12 protein-coding genes and 1 tRNA gene are annotated in these 19790 nt (G+C 61.2%); 12 read left to right on the plus strand and 1 reads right to left on the minus strand.

All coding sequences use genetic code 11. The features are described from left to right. Positions 1-14: 14 nt before the first annotated feature. From Pan44_RS03910 to Pan44_RS03965, 12 genes are all read left to right on the plus strand, one after another. The gene (locus Pan44_RS03910; protein WP_145027449.1) at positions 15-1034 is read left to right on the plus strand and encodes a hypothetical protein; all 1020 of its coding nucleotides are present in this window, start codon (positions 15-17) and stop codon (positions 1032-1034) included. A gap of 89 nt (positions 1035-1123) precedes the next feature. Beyond that, complete coding sequence (locus Pan44_RS03915; RefSeq protein ID WP_145027451.1) at positions 1124-3295, plus strand: hypothetical protein; 2172 nt, start codon at positions 1124-1126, stop codon at positions 3293-3295. Between the two features lie 53 nt (positions 3296-3348). Further along, the gene (locus Pan44_RS03920) at positions 3349-4728 is read left to right on the plus strand and encodes a vWA domain-containing protein (protein WP_145027452.1); all 1380 of its coding nucleotides are present in this window, start codon (positions 3349-3351) and stop codon (positions 4726-4728) included. Positions 4729-4825: 97 nt separating this feature from the next. Then, the gene (locus Pan44_RS03925; protein WP_145027455.1) at positions 4826-5101 is read left to right on the plus strand and encodes a hypothetical protein; all 276 of its coding nucleotides are present in this window, start codon (positions 4826-4828) and stop codon (positions 5099-5101) included. A 12-nt stretch (positions 5102-5113) separates the two neighbouring features. After that, positions 5114-5482, plus strand: a complete 369-nt coding sequence (locus tag Pan44_RS03930) for a DUF7249 family protein (RefSeq protein ID WP_145027457.1) — start codon at positions 5114-5116, stop codon at positions 5480-5482. Continuing rightward, positions 5475-5840 (plus strand): DUF6573 family protein, encoded by a 366-nt coding sequence (locus Pan44_RS03935; protein WP_145027459.1) that lies wholly within the window; start codon positions 5475-5477, stop codon positions 5838-5840. Before Pan44_RS03930 ends, Pan44_RS03935 begins: the two co-directional genes overlap by 8 nt. Positions 5841-6060: 220 nt before the next feature. Further along, complete coding sequence (locus tag Pan44_RS03940) at positions 6061-6390, plus strand: hypothetical protein (RefSeq protein ID WP_145027461.1); 330 nt, start codon at positions 6061-6063, stop codon at positions 6388-6390. Continuing rightward, entirely contained in the window at positions 6387-9065 is a 2679-nt protein-coding gene (gene mobF, locus Pan44_RS03945) for a MobF family relaxase (RefSeq protein ID WP_145027463.1), read from the plus strand. The genes Pan44_RS03940 and mobF overlap by 4 nt, the downstream gene beginning before the upstream one ends. A gap of 4 nt (positions 9066-9069) precedes the next feature. Further along, positions 9070-9522 carry a hypothetical protein gene (locus tag Pan44_RS03950; RefSeq protein ID WP_145027464.1) on the plus strand — a complete coding sequence of 151 codons (453 nt, stop codon included), beginning with the start codon at positions 9070-9072 and terminating at the stop codon, positions 9520-9522. A 29-nt stretch (positions 9523-9551) separates the two neighbouring features. Then, positions 9552-10985 (plus strand): type IV secretion system DNA-binding domain-containing protein, encoded by a 1434-nt coding sequence (locus Pan44_RS03955; protein ID WP_145027466.1) that lies wholly within the window; start codon positions 9552-9554, stop codon positions 10983-10985. Positions 10986-11557: 572 nt separating this feature from the next. After that, complete coding sequence (locus tag Pan44_RS03960) at positions 11558-17857, plus strand: DUF4011 domain-containing protein (RefSeq protein WP_145027468.1); 6300 nt, start codon at positions 11558-11560, stop codon at positions 17855-17857. Between the two features lie 135 nt (positions 17858-17992). Further along, positions 17993-19486 (plus strand): recombinase family protein, encoded by a 1494-nt coding sequence (locus tag Pan44_RS03965; RefSeq protein ID WP_145027470.1) that lies wholly within the window; start codon positions 17993-17995, stop codon positions 19484-19486. On the opposite strand, the gene Pan44_RS03970 is transcribed toward Pan44_RS03965, so the two are convergent. After that, positions 19468-19542: transfer RNA gene (locus tag Pan44_RS03970), tRNA-Pro, on the minus strand. The two genes, Pan44_RS03965 and Pan44_RS03970, sit on opposite strands and share 19 nt — an antisense overlap. Between the last annotated feature and the right edge of the window lie 248 nt (positions 19543-19790).

Consider the following 19790-nt stretch of genomic DNA (forward strand, 5'->3'; position numbering starts at 1 on the left):
CAGGAGTTCCGAACATGTCGCCCGAAACCCCGTCCCAGGAGCTGATTCTTGCTCCTCCCCTCGAACTGCTCTGCGGGCCCGCAGAAATCATGATTCCCGCCGCCCAAGCCGACAACCCTGACGTCGACTGGCTGCACGATCGCAGCCTGCAGATCCGTAAGCACCACCGCCTCTGCCTGGGGCGGACTCTGGAGTCGGACCTGCACGCGATTGCCAGCGGGTTCGGCTTCTGCGAGGTGCGCCCTTACTACCCCCGCAGCTTTAACAAGTGGATCAAGACAACGTTTCGAGGCGAATTCGGTCTCAGCGTCCGCACGGCGCAGCGGTACATGGCGAAGTACGAAGCGTTCGTCGCGTTCCTGAAAGAACACGGTCACCCGCACGACGCCGCCGCGATGCAGGAGCTTCTGAACTCGCCGAAGGAGTTCCGGCGGCTCTGCGCCGAATTCTTCCAGACGCCGAACAAGATCGCACGTCGTGACGCCAATGAGTGGCTGACATCCGCGACCGTCATCGACGCCATGGTGCGGATCCTGGAGGGGATCGAATGCGACCCCTGTTCGCACTCGTCGCCCAACGCGCCGCGGATCGCCGAAGTCAACTACGCCAAAGAGGATGACGGCCTCGCAGAATCGACCGAATGGCCCGGAACGGCCTGGGTCGCGGCGGGCCACACGAAACGTTCGGCCCCCTGGTGCCGGAAGGCGCTCTCGGAACTCCATGCGGGTCATCTGAAGGCAGCGGTGCTCTGCCTGCCGCTGAATGGCGAGGCGTTGCCGACTGAGATGTTTCAGTATCCGATCGCGATCTCGAAGGCTCCGTTGACCGTGGGCTATTTCGAGGGCGAGCAGATTGTGCCCAGCGTTCTGCCGAAGCACAGCCTGTTTGTCTACCTGGCCGAGAAACCCGACGTCGACCGCTTCTCGACTGAGATTCGCGACACGGCTGTCGCGTTTGCTCCCGTTGCGTCCCTGCCGCTCTTGCCGGCCACCGACCTGGTCACGCCGCGGCTCTCCTTTCCGTCTGCCGACTGACCGGTCGCAGGCTTCTGAATTCTCCAAGTTCCGGCGTGCCCCGCCGTAGGGGCGCGCTCCGTTTCCCTCTGTGTTCCAGGAGTCGTTTCATGTCTCTCGATATTCGCTACGCCGACCGTCCCATTCGCACACCGATCGACAATGCCGTCTTCTGGCTGGTCTTTCTATTCGGCGGTTCCAAGGCTGAGCTCGCTCGGTACTACGCACGCTTTCCCAACGCCTGCATCGTGCTGGTCGACAACGACTGCGAGTTGACGGAGTTTCGACAGCGAAACCCCTCGCTCACCTATCACGCGATCGCGATGGGAAGCGGGACCACCACCCGCATGCTGCATCGCGCCAGTGCCGAACCCGTCCGGCAGGCGTCTCAACAGACCGGCAGCAGCAACAACGGAAAAGGCTTCGGCGGACGTGCAGCCAACGCCCACGCCGCCGCCCTGGAGACGATCGCGCGTCCCGATATCGCGGAGTTCCTCCGCTCCCTGCCGAACGAAGCGATTGTTCGCACGCAAGGGCTGTTGAAATCGATCCGGATCGACGTTCTCGGCAGCACCGGCGGCGCCGGTTTTCACGGGGGACATCGGCCGATCCTCGCCGCTGCGGTTCAGCAACTGGAGACGTGTGGACGTGTTATCAGCGTCCACACGAATGCCCTGGAGTCGCTGACTTACGTTCAGATTGCCAAGCGCGCGCGGCCCAATGGCGCCGCATCGCTGCTGTCGATGGTCAACGATCTCATCGATGGCGTGGGAGACGACCAGAACCTCCTTGTCACCAAGCACCTCCTGCTGCACGAGCTGACGCCCTTCCTGGACGACGCCGAGCGTCGGACGAAATTCACGCTGCTCGACGCGGCCATGATGAACTGCCGCCAGATCGACCAGTATTTCAGCGTCATCGAGCCGAACGACCTCAACGACGGTCCGCTGGGTGGCGTGGTCAGCCGGGAGGTTGACTTCATGGAGGGGATCGACCAGGACGCCCTCGCGCCCCAGGTCGCATTCAACCTCCTGCCGACGTTCCGCGCGGCGTTCGCCGACATCCAGCCCAATCCGGCACTGCTCGACAGCTTGCGGTGGGACAACCTTAGTGTTCCGTTGAACCAGGAACCGATCGACAGCCTGATCGGTCGGAATGAGGAGCTGACGACCGACGAATTGATCGCGGCCATCTGCAAACCGTCCTCACGGCACCGCTTCCGGTTGTTCGCGCTCGGTGCTCATGGGGGCGAGTTCGAGCTGGCCTATCTGCGCGATGAGTTCTCCCGCACACCGGATCGGCTCGACGAGTTCGTCGATCGTCTCCGGTTACTGGAGACCTTCCGTGCCCATCTGGAGTCTGAGGCTGATTGGGTCGGCGAAAACCTGGTCGTGCTGACGACCGAAGCGAGCGCGTTGCAGCAGTCAATCCGGACCAACCACAGCTTCATCCAGCAGGGAAAGCGGTGGAGGCGTAGCGGCCGTCGACTCGCGTTGCAGGAAGACATTCGAGACCTGCGTGACTTGAGCGATCGTCTGCATGTTCGCACGGCCGAGGCCGGAGCGCTCGGCCTGGCTTTGGAGGCCACGCGCCGCGAGCTGACGCATCACCGCAGCATCATCTCGAATGTGGACCAGGTTCTCGATCGGTTCATCCCTCGTGGTTCGCTGGTCAAGGTGCCGCAGTATTTCGCGTGCGAGCTGCTGGAGAACGCCTTTCCGCATCTGCTCCGACTGCCGGGGCTCCCTGTCCATGAGCAACTGGATCGGCTGTGCGGCCTGGCCGGCGTGATCGACGCCGAAGGGCTGGCTCACATCGTCCATTCGAAGAGCGACCGCCTGGACGTTCTGGCCCGCACCATCGTGAACGGGGCCTATGACGTCGTCGGCCCGCCGCACGGGGCGCAGCCCACGCAGTGCGCCTCGCGTCCGATCTTTGCACTGCCCCCGATGGCGCCTCGCACGGAGAAGGACCTGAAGGCCGAGATTCTGAAGGTGCTTCCGGGCGCCAAGGTCGTGTTCATGGACACGCTGGCGTTCGGTGCGACGGTGATGCAGATCCGCCTGAGGCGGTTCTCGAAGGTTGGCGAACTGTTCGTCGGCCTGCCGGGGCATGACCTCAAGGTGGCCAAAGACGACCCGCTGTCGCCGCTCAATTCGGTTGACGGATTTCTGGGCCTGGACCGGCTCGGCGCTCGTGTCGTCGGTAACCGCATCGTGTTTCCAGACGTGTTGCCCGCTGACGGCGAAGCGGCAGACCTTCAGGCCAACGGCCACCAGTGATAACCGGACGGCGGACCGCCGTCCCTTTTCTCAACCTCCGAAAGGATCGACTCATGTCCACGCATATTCCTCAACGCCCTTCAGCGGGCTCGCCCGCCAAGATCGCTCCTCGACGCTTCCCGACACCCGGGCGGCGATCGACGGGTCACCTCCTCATCGTGACCGGCCTCCTTGGTCTGCTTGCCGTGGGCTCCGCGTTCAGTTGGATGTTCTACGCTCAACAGCAACAACTGGCCGCCCTTCACCTGGAACAGCGGACGCTCCAGGACTCTCACGCCGAATTGGAACGACGGCGACAGGAGACCGCCGATCGCCTCGACGCTCGGACGTCCGAGCTTCGGGAGCGAACAGAGGAACTCGACGCGTCCCGATCCCAGGCCCGGTCACTGACGAGCGACCGCGACGTGGCCCTGGCCGCAGGCCGTGCCGCTCGCGAAGCCACACAGCGTCTGGCCGCACGAGCACTGACGCAGTGGTCGTCGCTCGCCCCCCAACTTAAGACCGATCCGGCCCTATGTCGCGACGTCTGGTCCCACGCTCAGGAACTCGCAGTGGCGCAGGGACTCGACGGCACGGCCGCAGCCGAGGCGCTGAAGCGGTTACCAGCCAGCCGGACGCTTCCGCCGGGGACTCGGGTGACAGTGCTGGGACTGAAACGCGATGCCGAATCGTGGCTGATGGATGTCGCAGTCACCGGTCCGCGAGGCGAGTTGATTGGCGGCCTGAGACGCGCGGATTTCGAGGTCAATCACGGTGAGCGACGGCTGCACGCCGTCACCGTGTCCGAGACGAATCGAAGCTCTGGGCGCGTCGACATTGCCCTGTTGCTCGACGGGTCATCCTCGACGACCGGAGCAGCCAACGAGGCGCTCAAGGCAGCCGCAATTCCTTTTGTCGAGCAGTTGGCGAATCCCTCACGGCTCAAACTGTGGCGGTTCGCCGACACCGTGGAACCGCTGACTCCGTGGACGTTCGATCCCGACGTTCATGCCGCGGCGATCCGAACGCTGACTGCCAAGGGTGGAACGCCGCTCTACCAGGCGATTCGAACGGCAGCCGAGGAACTGCGGGGAAGGCCAGGCTCACGGGCCATCGTCCTTTTCACAGATGGCAACGACAGCTCCCGGCAGGACTCCGTCGATGCGGTGCTGACACTCTGCCGCCAGGCGGAGATCCCCGTGCATGTCGTCGCTCTTCAAAGCCGTGAGACGAACGTCGACGTGCTCCAGCGCATCGCGTCAACAACGGGCGGCACGTATCACGCCGCCGCTCATCCGGAACAGCTGATCGACGAGTTTCAGGCTCTCGCCCGGTCATTCCAGCGGCCGGTTTATCAACTGCGGATCGACGAACGGCTTGACGTCTCGCCCCTGACGGTCCGCGTGGGCGGACTTCCCGCCGTCTCGATCCCCGTCGAAACGCGACAGCCGTGACGCATTTCAGGACGGCCAGAACACCATGGCACGATCTTGAGCGATCAGCCGCTGATGAGCGTGCCACATCAACAACGAACGAAAAGGAGAAACACCAATGAAAACCAACAACAGCAACAAAGCCGCTCCGGTCTTTGAACAGAGGTTGCACCAGATCCGGATCAGCGTCTGGGAGAACACGGACGGCAACGGCCGCACGTTCTTCAACACCAGCCTCGTCCGCCGCTATCAGGCAGGGCAGGAGTGGAAGGAGTCGAACCAGCTGACCGGCGCGAGTGACGTGATCCTGGCCATCGAGGGCCTCCGCATGGCGCTCGACTTCGTGCGGAAGCAGGACGCGGGTAGCCGCGGCCAGTACGACAGCGGCGAGTAGGGAGAGCGCGTCATGGACGACACGACCTACAACGGCTGGACGAACTACGAGACCTGGGCCACGGCGCTTTGGCTCGACAACGACGCGGGAAGTTACGCGTTCTGGAACGCGGAAGCCCGCGACTGCTGGGAGGCCGCTCCGGCCTCCCAGCATGTCCGGGAACTCGGTTTCTCACGCGGCAAAGCCGCAACCCTCGAACTCGGGAACCGGCTGAAGTCGGCCATCCACGATCAGAGCCCGGAACTCGGCGCGTGCCTGTATTCCGATCTGCTGTGGGCGGCCCTGTCCGAGGTCCAGTGGTTCGAGATCGCGGAGCACTACATCAACGAACTGCCACACGAAACCGCGCAGGAGCGGAAAGGAGAGAACGACCATGGATGACCTACTTCATGCCTACACCCGGAAAGAAGCCATCGCGGACGGCGTCTTGATCGACGTCAGCCACACGGCCGAGGAAGCAGGGTTTCGGTATCCGGTCGCTCTCACATCGGGCGTCTGGGCCGAGTGTGTTCGCGTTCCGGAAGAGGTTTCCTACCAGGATGAATCGGGCCGATTGTGGGACATTCTCACAATGCTGCGCTACTTCATTCAGAAGGATCCGAATCAGAGCCTGGTCCGGTTCATCGTGCAGGTGCAGAACGATGAACGTCCCCCGCAACCCGTGCACCTCAAGGCCTTGTGTGGCCCCGGTGACAACGGCGAGCCCGTCATCACCGTCCTGCTGCCTCACGAAGACTGATCCCTGAACTCTCCGAGGCGGGCTGCGTTGTTGCTCAACCGGCCCGCTTCCCAAACGACTCCGAAGGCTCTCAGCCCTTCGGATTCAAGGTCAAAAGAAACTGCTTGACCAACCCGACACACCATGGCACCCGCGTGCAAGCGGCGAGTGCGAAATCGCTGCGCAACCTCCGTCCCATCATCACGTTGAACCGCAAGCAGTCTTGTTTGCACGACCGACCATGAAAACCGACTCTCCCACGATCGCTTTTCGCGTCACTCCCGAAGTCGCCCAGCAGATCGACACGCTGCGTCTGCCGCTCAAGTTGTCACGCGGCGAATGGGTGCGGCTGGCGGCCGTCACGCAGTTGCAGCAGACCGATGTCGCGCTGCTCTCCGACCAGATCGACGAAATGCGACAGGCTGTCGCATCACTCAATGACGACCTCCAGGAACTCGCGCGCAAGCTCGCGAAGACAGCCTACCTGATCCTGACGAACGAGCGGCTGTCACCCGATGAGGCGAAGAGCGTCATCCGGCGTTACCTCACCAGCGAGGAGGGGACGCCATGACAACCGTCGAGCCGGTGTCAGGGGCTGACTACTACCTGAAGAATATCAGCTTCAACTACCTCAACGAAGGTGGAGAGTCTCCGGGGCAGTGGTCCGGCCTTGGTGCCGAGACGCTGGGACTGGCCGGTCTGCTCGACGGAGAACATTTCCAGCGCGTTCTCGCCGGATATCATCCGCGGCAGAACAAAGCCCTCGTCCAGATGAAGCGCTCGTCGCCGCCGGTCGTCAATCCGACTGACGGAGCGAACGCGGTCAAGGTGATCGCACCGCCGATCGCTCATCGTCCGGGTTTCGACGTCACGTTCCTGCCGCCGAAGAGTGTTTCTGCGCTGTGGGCGGTTTCCAATCAGTTGCTTCGACGGGAGATCGAGCAGGCGTTCGACCTTGCCGTGAAGGCGACGCTCGAATGGCTCGAACGGGAAGTCCACCTCACGCGTCGTGGGCAAGGAGGCTGGCGTCGTGAGCTGGCCAAGCTGGTCCTCGCCAGTTTCGATCACGTCCAGAACCGCAACGGGGAACCGTTGCTCCACCGGCATGTCGTGTTCTGCAACGTCTGTCAGCGCGAAGACGGGACATTCGGGACGCTCGATTCGAAGACCCTGCACAATTGGGTCCGCACGCTGGGACCGATGTTCCGGGCCAACCTGGCCAAGAACCTGCGGGATGACCTCGGACTGGAACTGGTCGCGGCCAACGGCGAGGAACGCGGGGGCAAAGCGGCGGGCTGGTTCGAGATCGCGGGTGTTCCCGAGTCACTGACGAAGCAGTGGTCGTCGCGCCGCGCGGAGATCGTCGAAGCCATTGAGGGCCAGGGAACGCCGATCGGCCAGAGTTCGGCCAAGGCCCGGTCGAACGCCACGCTGACCACGCGCAAGGCCAAAGACCTGGCCGTCCCGCGCGAGCAGCTGCACGAGCGGTGGCAGAAGGAGGCGGCTCAGCACGGGTTCACGCCGGAGAAGGCGGCGCAGCTCGTCGGGCAGGCCCGGGAAGTTCCGCAGTCCGATCTCTACGCCCAGGCGTGGGCGGAGTCGCTGAAGGAACTGACGCACGGCGAGGCTCACTTCACGGAGCGGTTGGTGATCCAGAAAGTCTGCGAGAAGTTGCAGACGGGCCACCTGTGCGGCATCGACATTGCCGACCGGGTGCGGCACGACCTGCGGTACTCGCCCGAGATCGTTCCGCTGCAGGATCAGGGGGCCGACAAGCAGTTCACCACGAAGGAGATGTGGGACCTCGAAGAGAAATTGCTCCAGCAGGTCGATGCGCTGAAGAACCGCACCGGAGCCCAGGTCTCCGACAAGGTCGTCGCCAAGACGCTCAAGCAGAGTTCCCATCTCGATGAGGAACAGGCCGCGGCCGTTCGCCGGTTGCTGACCAGCGACAGTGCCATCCGCACGATGACGGGCGTGGCGGGGGCGGGGAAGAGCACGACGCTCGATACCGTCAAAGACGGCTTCGAACTTGCCGGATACCGAGTGATCGGAGGCGCTCTGTCCGGCGTGGCCAAAGAGGAACTGGCCGAGAAGACCGGCATGTCGGCCCGCACGGTCGAGTCGTATCTGTATCACCTCGACAAGACGCCCGAGGAGCGTCTCAAGGAGCGGGCCAAGCACGAGTTCCGCCAGATCTGGAGAGCGGCCACCGGCAAATCAACCTGGAAGAAGGAGAGTGTCTCGCTCGATGCCAAGACGGTGCTCGTCCTCGACGAGGCCTCGATGCTCGATACGCGCTCGATGCAGCGGTTGGTCCAGCATGTCGAGAAGGCGGGCGCCACGCTGATCCTGGTCGGCGACAACAAGCAGCTGCAGCCGATCCTGGCCGGGATGCCGATGCGGGGACTGGTCGAGACGACGCCGAATTCTCATCTGACCGTCAATCGCCGCCAGTTGGACATTCAGGATAAGGCGGCCGTCCAGGCGGTTCGCGAAGGCAACGCAGCCGAAGCCATCAAGAACTACGCCGACCGCGGCCGGGTGACGGTGGGCGAGGATCGTCGGGACACGATTGAGAAGCTGGTCGAGACCTGGACGAAGGAGGGGGGCGCTCGCCGTCCCGAAGACATCGCCGTCTATGTTCAGACGAAGAAGGAAGCCGCGGAGATCAATCGCCTCTGTCAGGAGCAGCGTCTGAAGGCCGCGCGAACGCCGCACCTCGTCTTCGTGAAGAACGGCCACGAGCGGTACTTCCGCGGCGACCGCGTGATGTTCCATAAGCCCAATCGCATGTATGGCGGCATCGAAAATGGCCATAAGGCCACCGTGATCTCTGTCGATCCGATTCGCAGCGAAATCAAAGTTCGCCTGGATCGGATGCCTGCGAATCCGTTCGGCGGAAAGACGCCGACGAACATCGTCACGATCCCGGTCCGGAAGTTCGGCGACGCGGTCTCCTTGGGCTATGCCTCGACGACGCATAAGGGGCAATCGCAGACAGTCAAGAATTCGCTCGTGCTTATGGGCGGGCCCATGACGGACCAGCCGCTGGCCTACGTGCAGCTCACGCGGGCCAAGAAGTCGACGCAGATCTTCGTCGACAAGTCGCACGCCGGTGAAGACCTCAAAGACCTCGTTGCGGCGATCGAGAAACCCCGAGCGAAGACGATGGCCCACGACCACGCTCGGCGTCCTTCTCAGGGCCCAGAACTCACACACGAACACAGTCACGAACCGAGGTAGTCCAATGACCAGGCCGCACCGCAGTCCATCCTCGCCCACCGGGCGTTCACCTCGCCCGTCACATGATTGGGCCGACATCGCGGCGCAGCTCTCCGGCTTCTACGGCGGGATCGGAACGCTCGTTCTGTACGGATTCTACTGTCTCCTCGCGCTCGGCTTTGCAGCCGTGATGACGTGGGGGATGGTCAAGTTCATCGGGATCATTCCCGGCGTGACATGGGGACTCATGCGATTGTTCGTCCTGCTCTGGGCGCTCCCCTGGATCTACAAGATCGTCGCGCCGTTCGCGCTGTTCTATGTCTTCTCACTCCTGTGGATTGAGTTCATGCGGGATCGTCCCCGCTCGGCCGATCCGCCGCTCCGCGGACGTCACGTTCTCACCGGCCACGATGCCCGGCGTCGTGCGGCGGCACTCGTCGACGGACCGTCTTCCCGCAGCGCCCGCAGTCGATCCTGACCCCGCTGATTCCTTTGAAAGGCTGACTCATGAAGTCTCCCAGGCCCCCGTTGCGCTTCGGCTCCCTCGAATTGCCGGACGATGTCGCTCCCAACCACTTCCTCTATTCCGGGACAACCGGAAGCGGGAAGACCACATTGCTTCGCCTCACGATGCAATCGGCGCTGCATCGAGTCGGTTTGGACGACGACCTTCGCGCCGTGGTGAACGACGACAAGCAAGACTTCGTGCCGATCCTGAAATCGATTGCGCCTCATGCTGACTTGATGATCATGCACCCGTTCGATGAGCGGGGATGTGCCTGGGATCTGCAGGCCGATATTCGTGAGCCGCAGACTGCCGTCGAGCTGGCCTTTACGCTCGTTCCGCAGCTTCCCGAATCGCAGCCGTTCTTCTCGGATGCCACGCGCCACCTCGTGCTGGGCGTCATGCTGAGCTTCCTGCTGAGCGGTGTCGAATGGACGCTGGCCGACCTGCTGCGTGTTCTGCAGTCCCGACGATTGCTGAAGGCCGTCCTTCGCAAGCATCCCGAAACCCGCGAGATCGTGGCTCTCTACCTTCGCGACGCGAAGCTGGCCGCGAACATCCTCAGCACGGTCGCCACCAAGTTCATGGCGTTCGGTCCCGTGGCGGCGGCGTGGGAGCATGCCAAGCGGCGCGTGTCGCTGACGGAATGGAGCCAGACCGGCAGTATCTGGGTGCTGGGCAATTCCGAGATCTCAAAGACTCCGATCCGGACGCTGAACCGGGCGATGTTCAAGCGGGCGACGGACATCACCCTCAGTCAGCCCGAATCCTGGACTCGACGGAACTGGTTCTTCCTCGACGAACTGTCGGAAGCCGGAAAGCTGGATGGACTCGTGTCGTTCGCCAAGAAGGGCCGTTCCAAGGGGGGCTGCCTGGCGGTGTCGTTTCAGTCCATCGAGGGCCTCCGCGACAGCCAGTTGTACGGCCAGCACGTCAGCGAAGACTTTCTCGGTCAGCTGGGACACAAGTTCATCGGCCGCGTTGAAAGCGCTGCCAGCGCCGAGTGGGCTTCGCAGCTCATCGGTGACCAGGAGATCGAACAGATCAGCACCAGCCGCACGAGTTCCAAGGATGGGACGTCGCGGACGGTGTCACGTCAGAACGCGATCCGTCGCGCCGTGCTACCCGGCCAGTTCATGGACTTCCCGCCCTGCAATCGGCGAAACGGACTGACGGGCGTGTTCTTCGTCCCCGAAGTGGGCGTGTTTGGCGACGCGCTCGACGGCGAAGTTCTGTTCGATGAACTGCTGTGGCCACCAGCCGACGTTCCGGCGTTTGTGTCGCGTCCGGTGGATTGCCAGTACCTCCGGCCGTGGACAGCCGAACGTGCCACGTACTTCGGAATTCCGGAGCGGCGTCCGCCGAGTCCGAAGCCACCCGAGCAGGAGCGTCGTCCCGAGATCGATCGTGACGATCTCGACGACCTGTTCTCGTAACGGAGTGCCGACGTTGTGCCCCGTTTCTGGGCCAATGCGCTTTCCTGTTGTCTCTCGTGTGTTCCCATGGGTTCCGATCGTCGACCTGCCGATCATCGCCCGTCGCCCGTTCCGGCGGGAGCTCCGGACTGGGTGACGGCGGAACTCATTGCGCACACGATCCGTGTTTGGCAGCCGTACTATTCAGAGCCACTCTCGGCCGATGATGCCTTTGAGATGCTGATGGCGACCGGGCGTCTGGTGACACTTCTCAGTCCAACTCGGCTCAACTCATTTCATGCAGACGGCGATGCTCGACCGGGCTAGCGCCGAATCGAGGCTTATCGATGGGGCTCTGCCCCAACCCCCGGGATTTTTGAGGCAATACTCGCATCAGAATTTTCACACCAGTCGGGAGGACACGCGCTGAACGTCTTTCCGGTCGTCCCCGGTCACCCGAAATCCTCTGCAGGTGAATCTCGTCAGGATTCCTGCAGCTGAACAGTCACGTTGCGTCCCGCGACACGATACGCTGAGGTCCTAATCGGGCGATCAGTTCTTTGACGACGTTAAAAATTGCGGGGCAGGGGCCGATGCAGTCAATTAATGAATCCCTGGCATCGGAGCCGCAGGACAACGGCTGCACGGCGGTTGGTTCTGTGGATGCGCCGTCAGCCTCGGCTACGTCAGGCAATAATGGATTGCCAATCCATTCGATCGAGGAAAAGCTCCGGGGCCAGATTGAGGGCTGGCGTCGGCGACTGCTGGATTTGGGCAATCGGAATGCACTGATCAAGTGCTCCTTTGACAAGTCGCGAGGTGTCGTCGAGATCGTCCATCCGTCGTGCGAAACGGTCTGGCAGGAGTTGGTGACCGATTCCGAAGCCGGGAGCGTCTCGATGCGGCTTCCCTGGCGTCGCGATCTCGTTCCTCCTCCAGCGGACTGGAGCGCCACGTCGTCGATGGCGGCTGAAGGGAGCAATCCGGCGAGTGGGGCCGAGACCAAGAAGCCAAAGGAGAAGGAGTGGGATCCCCCGCTGTCGGAATGCCTGGCATCCGATCGCCTCCAAGAGACGGACCTTATTGCCGACTTTTCGGACAAGACACTCGACCGACGGCTCCGAACTCTGAACGGATACGCGGCGCTGTCGCTCTCCGAGCAAGGCGTACATTGCCTCTACATGGTGTTTGGATTCTTGAAGTGGTTTGAGAGCATCGACAGTGAAGAGCCGATCTTCTCACCGCTGATGCTCGTTCCGGTCTCGCTTTCCCGGCGAACTGCAGATGCGCCCTGGGAGATCTTCGAAGCGGAAGACGACGCCATCGAGAACCGCTGCCTCCGCGAGCGATTGAGGCAGGATTTCAAATTGACGTTGCCGCCGCTGCCGGACATCGACCAATTGGAGGCCGACGGATCAAGGCTGGACTATCTCGCTTCAATTCGGCAGGCCATTGCTGGCAACGATCGCTGGGAGGTGGTTGATCGCTGCGTCCTCGGCCGCTTCGCATTTCCGAAAGTTGCGATGTGGCAAGACCTCGGTGATCACGGGCCCGCCGTGTTGTCGCACCTTCTCTGTCGCTCAATCGGCGGCGACACGGCAATCGGACCGGGACAAGTGTTTGGAGCCGCGGACGGACTGCCGGAGGCTCGCCGCCTGGATGACGAAATTGCGCCAGGCGAAATCAAGGCCATTCTCGACTGCGATTCGAGCCAATTGGAGGCCGTTGTTGCCGCACGGAGAGGCGTGAGTTTCGTCCTCGACGGTCCACCCGGCACCGGAAAAAGTCAGACGATCGCCAACATCATCGCCGATGCGCTGGCAGAAGGGCGCAAAGTCCTATTTGTCAGCGAAAAGGTCTCGGCGCTTGAGGTCGTCAAGCGCCGACTTGATGACGCTGGGCTGGGAGAGTTCTGCCTTGAGTGTCATTCCAGCAAGGCGAATCGAAAAGCCATCCTCGACGAGTTGAAGTGGTGCCTCGATCTGCCGACTGAGGTCTACAACGACGCCAGGCCCAAACTCAAGGAGGCCCATGATCGGCGCCGCGCACTGAATGATTACGTTCGTTCGATTCACCGCGCCAGAGAACCTCTCGGATTATCGGCGTTCGAGTTGTTTGGGCGAGTTAGTCACCTCAATCGACAAGGATTGAGTACAAAGACTCGCTGCAATCTTCCCGCCGTTTCGACCGTCGATCCGTCAACGATGAGTCGGTGGCTGGATCTTCTGGGGCAGGCCAAGGATGTCACGGAGGTCCTCGAAAATCACGATGCCCACCCTTGGCGTGGCTGCTTGCTGACTGCAAGAACGCTGTCGCTCACGGACGATCTGCAATATCACCTCTCGACGCTCATTCGGGCTTTCCGATTGATCGATGAATCGACTCGTCGTCTTTCAACGGCAGGACTCCTCCCATTCCCCGTGTCTCCTGGACGCATGGGAGAACTGTCCAAACTGTTGAAGGAGACTTTGTCGATCCCCGAGGTCCCGCAGAGCTGGTTTCTGAATCCGCAGCGCATTTCCGGCGCGGTACTTCAGCGGATCGAGGCCGATGGCACGATCCTTGACCAGCTGGGCAGACTCGAGAGTTATGTCACCGATGTCGCTGACCACTTTCCAATAGAGGCCGCAGAATGGCTGTCTCAGCCGGTCGCATTGGCTTCATTGGAACGTATAAAATCGCCGGTTCCTTCAACGCTCAGGGCCCAGCGGGACGCCCTCGCAGCGATTCGGTCAACAATCGCGGAGTTGGAGTCGGCGTCGATCGATTCCAATTCCTCGCTGACGACTCTCATTCAGAGACTGACGCTGCCGTTGCGTGCCGCACTCCCGATCGGCTCGATTCCGAAGTTCGCGAAGCTTGCGCGCATCATCGCGGACAGCCTGCCGATGCGGCCGGCCTGGTTCGACGCAGACAGAGTGCCCGCCATTCGCCGTTTGGTTGAGGATTCGCTCTCAAAGGTCGGACGTCTCAAACAGATTCAGGCGGCCTCGACTTCAGTCACTACGGATCAACTGGGCCTGCTTGGCCGTTCTTCGCTGGATCTGGACTCACTGCGGGGCGCATGGAAGCAGGTCTCGCCCCACTGCCCCGGCATCGACCACGCTTCGCTGATTCAGCTTAAGACAATCCTCGCTTCCGCTACAGGAATGCTGCGGCGCATTCAGCCCGCGACAACGGCCTTGCTCGGCAGCGTCGGCGTTTCAACGCCTGTGCCACTCAATCTGTCGCGACTCAAGGCGCTGCTCGAAGCCACCCCATCCGTACTGTCGGCGGCACCGATCCATGGGGCTTGGAACGATGCGACCGTACGAGCCCGTCTCAAACACGCCAGTGAATCGGCGATCGGCGATCTGGCCGAAGCCGCAGAGATTCGAGAACGATTGCAGGAAAGGATGTCACATCGGGCGTTCAAGTCGAGTGCTGCTGACCTGGCGGTTCGGGGAGCCCAGTACGGATCGATTGTCCGTCGATGGACCGGCGGATTCGGAGCATTTCAGAAGGAAGTGTCAGAGCTGTACAAAAACGGTGTCCCCAGTGCGAAGCAACTCTTGGGAGATCTCAGCGATCTGAGGAAGCACCACGCACGAGTCAATGACTGCCGGGAGGCAGCCTCCGAATTGTCAGACTCGTTGCCAAGCAGCCACTCGGCTGAGGACGTAACGGCGTGGACGAAAATCGGTCACGGTGTCACCGCGGTCGAGTTGTTAGCAAGCACTGTTCCAGAGATCGCGACCGCGTTGCCGAAAGCGTCGATTGCCTGTGATGCGGCGAGCGCGAATCGCAGTCTGGAGTCGCTTCAAGCAGATGTCGCTCAAATCGAGTGCCTGCTCCAGGGAACTCCACTTCAGCACACGCTGAACCAAGCGGATGAACTGGAAGTGGTCCTCGCGAAGATCGAAAGGCAGCTGGAGGATGCTGAGACCGTGCTGGAGGGATTCGCGGCGACGCGACACCAGTTTTCTCCGGAGCCGGATCTCAATTCCTGGCTCTCAACTCTGGAGTTGGCAAAGGAGCACGCGAGTCTCAAAGACCAATTAGCCGCAAGTGCCGATTTGAATCCGGAAGTCATGCCTTCCGGGGACAGCGCCGAAGATGCGACTTGGAAACGCATTCGGAGCGGCGTTGAACTCGCCGAAAAGGTTCGCCCGCTGGTCAAGTCGCCAGATCCTGTCATCGAATCCTTTTGTGGCCAGGCTGAGATCGATCCGACAACGATTCATGAGACGGCAGATCGCCTTGAGGAGACACACCAGCGATTTATTCAAGCGCTACAGCAAGCCCTGGAGGTCGTGAATCTTTCTACGACGGAGGCTACCTCAGAGGAGACTCAGCGCCAGACGCTGGAATCACTCTTGGCGAGGGTTCGAGGGATTGGCAGCGGCCTCGACGAGCGCCTCGGCCGTCTCACTCCGCTGGAGAGACTTATCCGAGAGAATACCGACGTTGCCGTTGAGGATCTCCATCAGCATTCCCTAATCGTTGGGGACATCCGCGCTGCACGTTTCCGGAGAATCGAGGCCGACGAGATTCTGACGACCCTGCAGGCTACCCGTCCGGACGAACTTGAGGCTGGTGGATTCGACGCCGCGGACTGGTTGGCAGCAGCAACCGTCACGCCGATTTGCAAATCGGTTGCGACCGACCCACAGGTGCGGAATGAAGTGTCGATCGCCAGCGAAAAGATTCGAGTCGCGGGAAGTCCGGAGTTTGCGGCGGCGTGGAAGTTCTTGCGTTCACTTTTTGATGTGAAGGCCAGCGTCTCCGTCGGCTTCGTCCCTTTCGAGACACCGGTCGGCGAACTCGCCGAACGACTGCAGTCGCTCATTGAGAGTGCGCCAGCCCTCGATGAGTGGTTGAAGTTTTCGCGGTGGCAGCAAGAGATGATTGCAGCAGGCTTCGGCGAGGTCGTATCGGAGTTGATTCGTGGGAGTTTCTCGCCCGAAGAGGCGGTCGACGTCGTCACCGCACGATTCTACCGACAGGTGTTCGATCACCTTGCCGAGAATGATCCACTGCTGCGAGACTTCGATCTCGAAGCTCATGACCGTTTGAGAAAGCGCTTCCGTGAACTCGACGAATGGGAAGTGCGGGCAGCTGCAACCCAGATTCGGCAATACCAACTGGGACGCTCTGATCGTCCGCGGCCAGGTTGGAACATCCCCGTTACTTCGGAATTGGGGATTCTTCAGAAGGAAATCCAGAAGAAGCGACGTCACTTGCCGCTACGCAGGTTGTTTGCCGAGATTCCAGGGGTTCTTCAGCGGCTGAAGCCGTGCATCATGATGAGCCCCCTGTCGGTCAGTACCTTTCTGCAAAGTGAGACCATTCGCTTTGACTTGGTCATCTTCGATGAGGCATCTCAAGTGTTTCCATGGGATGCGATCGGAGCGATTTACCGAGGCTCTCAATTGATCGTCGCGGGGGACGAGCAACAACTTCCGCCGACCGATTTCTTTAGCCGTTCGGAAGGAGAAACGGACGACGAGAACGAGGAAGGGGACGAGATCGGCGACTTTGGAAGCATCTTGAGCGTTTGCAAGAGCATCAACATGCCTGGGAAACGACTACGGTGGCACTACCGTAGTCGGCGCGAACCGCTCATTACTTTCTCGAATCGCCATTTTTACGAAGGCGAACTCGTTACGTTCCCAAGTGTTCGCGACGCCAGTCACGACGCGGTCACGCTAGACCTCGTTCCGGATGGCAAATGGCTCGACCAGAAAAACATCCCTGAGGCGGAGCGCATTGCCGACCTGATCATCGCTCACCATCGGAGCTCTCGGCATGCCTCGTTGGGAGTGATCGCATTCAATCGCAGCCAGCAGCGAGCGATCGAGGACATCCTATTCGAGCGGCGCAAGAAGGACCCCGAGATCGATTCTCTGCTCTCAGCAGGGCTCTCCGAACCCTTGTTCATCAAGAATCTGGAGAACGTTCAGGGAGATGAACGGGACGTCATCCTGCTGTCGATGGGGTTTGCCAGAAATGAGGCCGGGAAGTTCAGCAAGAACTTTGGACCGCTTTCCAGGAAGGGCGGCCAAAGGCGACTAAATGTCGCCGTCACCCGTGCCCGAGAACAACTCACGTTTGTGGCATCGGTACGTGCGGCTGACATGGATCTGACTCCATCCATGAGCCTTGGTGCTCACCTCCTGAAGGCCTACCTGGAGTATGCGGAACGCGGAGTTGACTCGATGGCCAATCAAGCAACGCTCACCAATGGTCAGTCCGAATCGCCCTTTGAACAAGAGGTCGCGACGGCACTGATTGCGCGCGGTCTGGAGCCAGTGCCCCAGGTCGGGTGCGGCGGATTTCGGATCGATCTCGCACTTAAGCATCCCAAGTGGCCCGGACGCTTTTGTCTCGGCATTGAGTGCGATGGAGCGACTTACCATTCGTCGCACACTGCTCGAGATCGTGACCGAATCCGGCAATCTGTCCTGGAGCAACTGGGCTGGCAGATCGTGCGTGTTTGGTCGACGGACTGGGTGCGGCAGCCAGAACGCCAGATTGAGAAGATTCTGAAGGCCTACGAAAAGGCGTCGGTCGTGGAGGAATGGCCACTTCCGGAGGTTGCATCAGCGTCGGCAGAGGAGGCCTCGCCCGATCTTGATTTGCAGCCGCGAATCGTCGAGCAGAAGCAACAGGCGTCACGATCGTTCGGCAGTATCGATGAAGTGTCATCCGAACAGATTCGCACTGTTCTTGCTGAGATCGTTCGTGGCGCCGGGGCCACTCCTGAAGATGATCTGATGCGGCTGGCTGCCCGACAGCTCGGTTTCGGCCGAACCGGGCGGAAGATTCGTGAACGAATCGAGGAGACATTGCACGGCGCGATCCGCTCCGGAACGTTCCAGCGAACGGATGACCGAATTGCTTTAGTCCGATAGCTAGGGCTGGCCGTTGGCAACGACGACTCGAACTCTCCCTCGGATCCGAATGTGCGGAGGGAGCGAGTTGATCGTCGCTTGCACGATCGAGAAACTGGTCCATGGGTGGGCCAGCAGTGAGTTTCGGAGCTTCCGATGAAGAGATTCGTTTCACTCGCCCGTGTCAGTAGCCGCGAACAGGAGCGCGAGGGCTTCTCGCTCGACATTCAGGTCGAGGCGCTTGAACGGTACGCCGAACAGCACCACGGTCAAATCGTGCGGATGTTCAAGATCGCCGAGACGGCCAGCAAGTCCGACGAACGCAAGACATTCCGCGAGTTGATTGCCTACGCCAAAAAGCATTGCTCGGAACTGGACGGCCTTCTCGTCTACAAGGTCGACCGGGCCGCTCGAAACCTGTTCGACTTTGTCGAGATCGAGCGCCTGGAATCCGAGTACGACGTCCCGTTCATTTGCGTCACGCAACCAACCGAAAGCAATCCGGCTGGTCGTATGATGCGGCGTACGTTGGCCAACATGGCCAGCTTCTACACCGAGCAGCAGTCGGTCGATGTTCGCGAGGGGCTCGCACGCCGGGTTCGGGAAGGGTGGTTTGTCTGCAAGGCTCCCTATGGCTATCGCAATGTTCGGCGCGAAGGTCGCGGAATCGTTGAGATCGATCCGATTCCCGCGGACAACGTCCGCCGGATCTTTCATCTCTACGCCTACGAGAACCTGACGCTCGACGGCGTCGTCGCCGCAATCAACGGGGAAGGGCGCGCCTTTCGCGGTTCAAGCCCGACTTTCCCTCGAAGCTCGATCCACACGATTCTTTCGGATCGAGCCTACATCGGCGAACTGGAGTTTCGTGGTCAGTGGCTGCCGGGAAAGCACGAGCCGCTGATCGATCGTTCCACCTGGAATCGAGTCCAGACACTTCTGGGCGGAGCGAACTATCACTGCCATGCCCTCACGTTCTCGGGCGAACTGATTCGCTGCGGTCATTGCGGGCGACCGATCACGGGGGAACGGAAGATCAAGCGGCTCAAGAACGGAGGGGAACGCACGCATGTCTACTACCGCTGTGCCCGCTACTCGCTGCCGGGCCATCCGAGGACGCGCGTTCCGGAGGCCGATCTGGACCGGCAGATGCTCGCAGTCTTCGACAAGATGCGGATCGAAAACGACGAGGTCAGAGAGTGGTTCCGAGCGGTTCTCAGCTCGCAGACTCGTGATGCTCAAGCAGAGTCGATCGCCCAACGTCAGGAACTGGTTCGCCAGGAGTCGCTGATTGTCACCCAGCAAGACCGCCTGCTGAATCTGCGGCTGGACGATCAGATCGACGAACACACGTTTGCGAAGAAGGGGACGGAACTCCGTGACCGTCTGGCGACGATCAAGTTGCAGATGGATGCTCTCGATCGTTCGAGGGACGAGATCGGCGAGTTGGCCTCGAAAGTGTTTGAACTTTCGCAAACGCTCCGGGAGAAGTGGCTTACGGCGGATTACTCTGCGAAGCGCCGAATCCTCGAAATCGTCTGTTTGAACTTCACGCTGGTCGACACAACTCTCGTCTGTGAAATGAGAAAGCCCTTCGATGTGATCGTCGAAGGGCTTCTCGTCTCATCAAGTCGGGATGACAGGATTTGAACCTGCGACCTCTACGTCCCGAACGTAGCGCTCTAGCCAAGCTGAGCTACATCCCGATGGGATTCCAACGAACTCGTCCGGCCATTGTCGGGAATTGGCCTGCGTCCGGAAGGGACGCGGGCCGGCTGGCCGGGTTCGGAGGAACCGCGGATTTTAGCGGCGGGTCAAGGGGGGTCAATGGCGACGGGCCTCCCCGTTTTCCAGAACCCCAATCACGCCCCCCGACCGGTCGAACTTGCCGTTGCCGCACGCGATCCGAGACCCGGACGCCCCGAGAAACGCCGGCCCGGAGGCATCCCGACAA

This window comes from Caulifigura coniformis, assembly GCF_007745175.1.
Taxonomy (GTDB): Bacteria; Planctomycetota; Planctomycetia; order Planctomycetales; family Planctomycetaceae; genus Caulifigura; species Caulifigura coniformis.

Coding starts and splice junctions, on each gene's coding strand:
- Pan44_RS03915 (WP_145027451.1), top strand. CDS start 1,124: ATGTCTCTCGATATTCGCTACGCCGACCGTCCCATTCGCACACCGATC.
- mobF (WP_145027463.1), top strand. CDS start 6,387: ATGACAACCGTCGAGCCGGTGTCAGGGGCTGACTACTACCTGAAGAAT.
- Pan44_RS03925 (WP_145027455.1), top strand. CDS start 4,826: ATGAAAACCAACAACAGCAACAAAGCCGCTCCGGTCTTTGAACAGAGG.
- Pan44_RS03930 (WP_145027457.1), top strand. CDS start 5,114: ATGGACGACACGACCTACAACGGCTGGACGAACTACGAGACCTGGGCC.
- Pan44_RS03955 (WP_145027466.1), top strand. CDS start 9,552: ATGAAGTCTCCCAGGCCCCCGTTGCGCTTCGGCTCCCTCGAATTGCCG.
- Pan44_RS03965 (WP_145027470.1), top strand. CDS start 17,993: ATGAAGAGATTCGTTTCACTCGCCCGTGTCAGTAGCCGCGAACAGGAG.
- Pan44_RS03935 (WP_145027459.1), top strand. CDS start 5,475: ATGGATGACCTACTTCATGCCTACACCCGGAAAGAAGCCATCGCGGAC.
- Pan44_RS03940 (WP_145027461.1), top strand. CDS start 6,061: ATGAAAACCGACTCTCCCACGATCGCTTTTCGCGTCACTCCCGAAGTC.
- Pan44_RS03920 (WP_145027452.1), top strand. CDS start 3,349: ATGTCCACGCATATTCCTCAACGCCCTTCAGCGGGCTCGCCCGCCAAG.
- Pan44_RS03950 (WP_145027464.1), top strand. CDS start 9,070: ATGACCAGGCCGCACCGCAGTCCATCCTCGCCCACCGGGCGTTCACCT.
- Pan44_RS03910 (WP_145027449.1), top strand. CDS start 15: ATGTCGCCCGAAACCCCGTCCCAGGAGCTGATTCTTGCTCCTCCCCTC.
- Pan44_RS03960 (WP_145027468.1), top strand. CDS start 11,558: ATGCAGTCAATTAATGAATCCCTGGCATCGGAGCCGCAGGACAACGGC.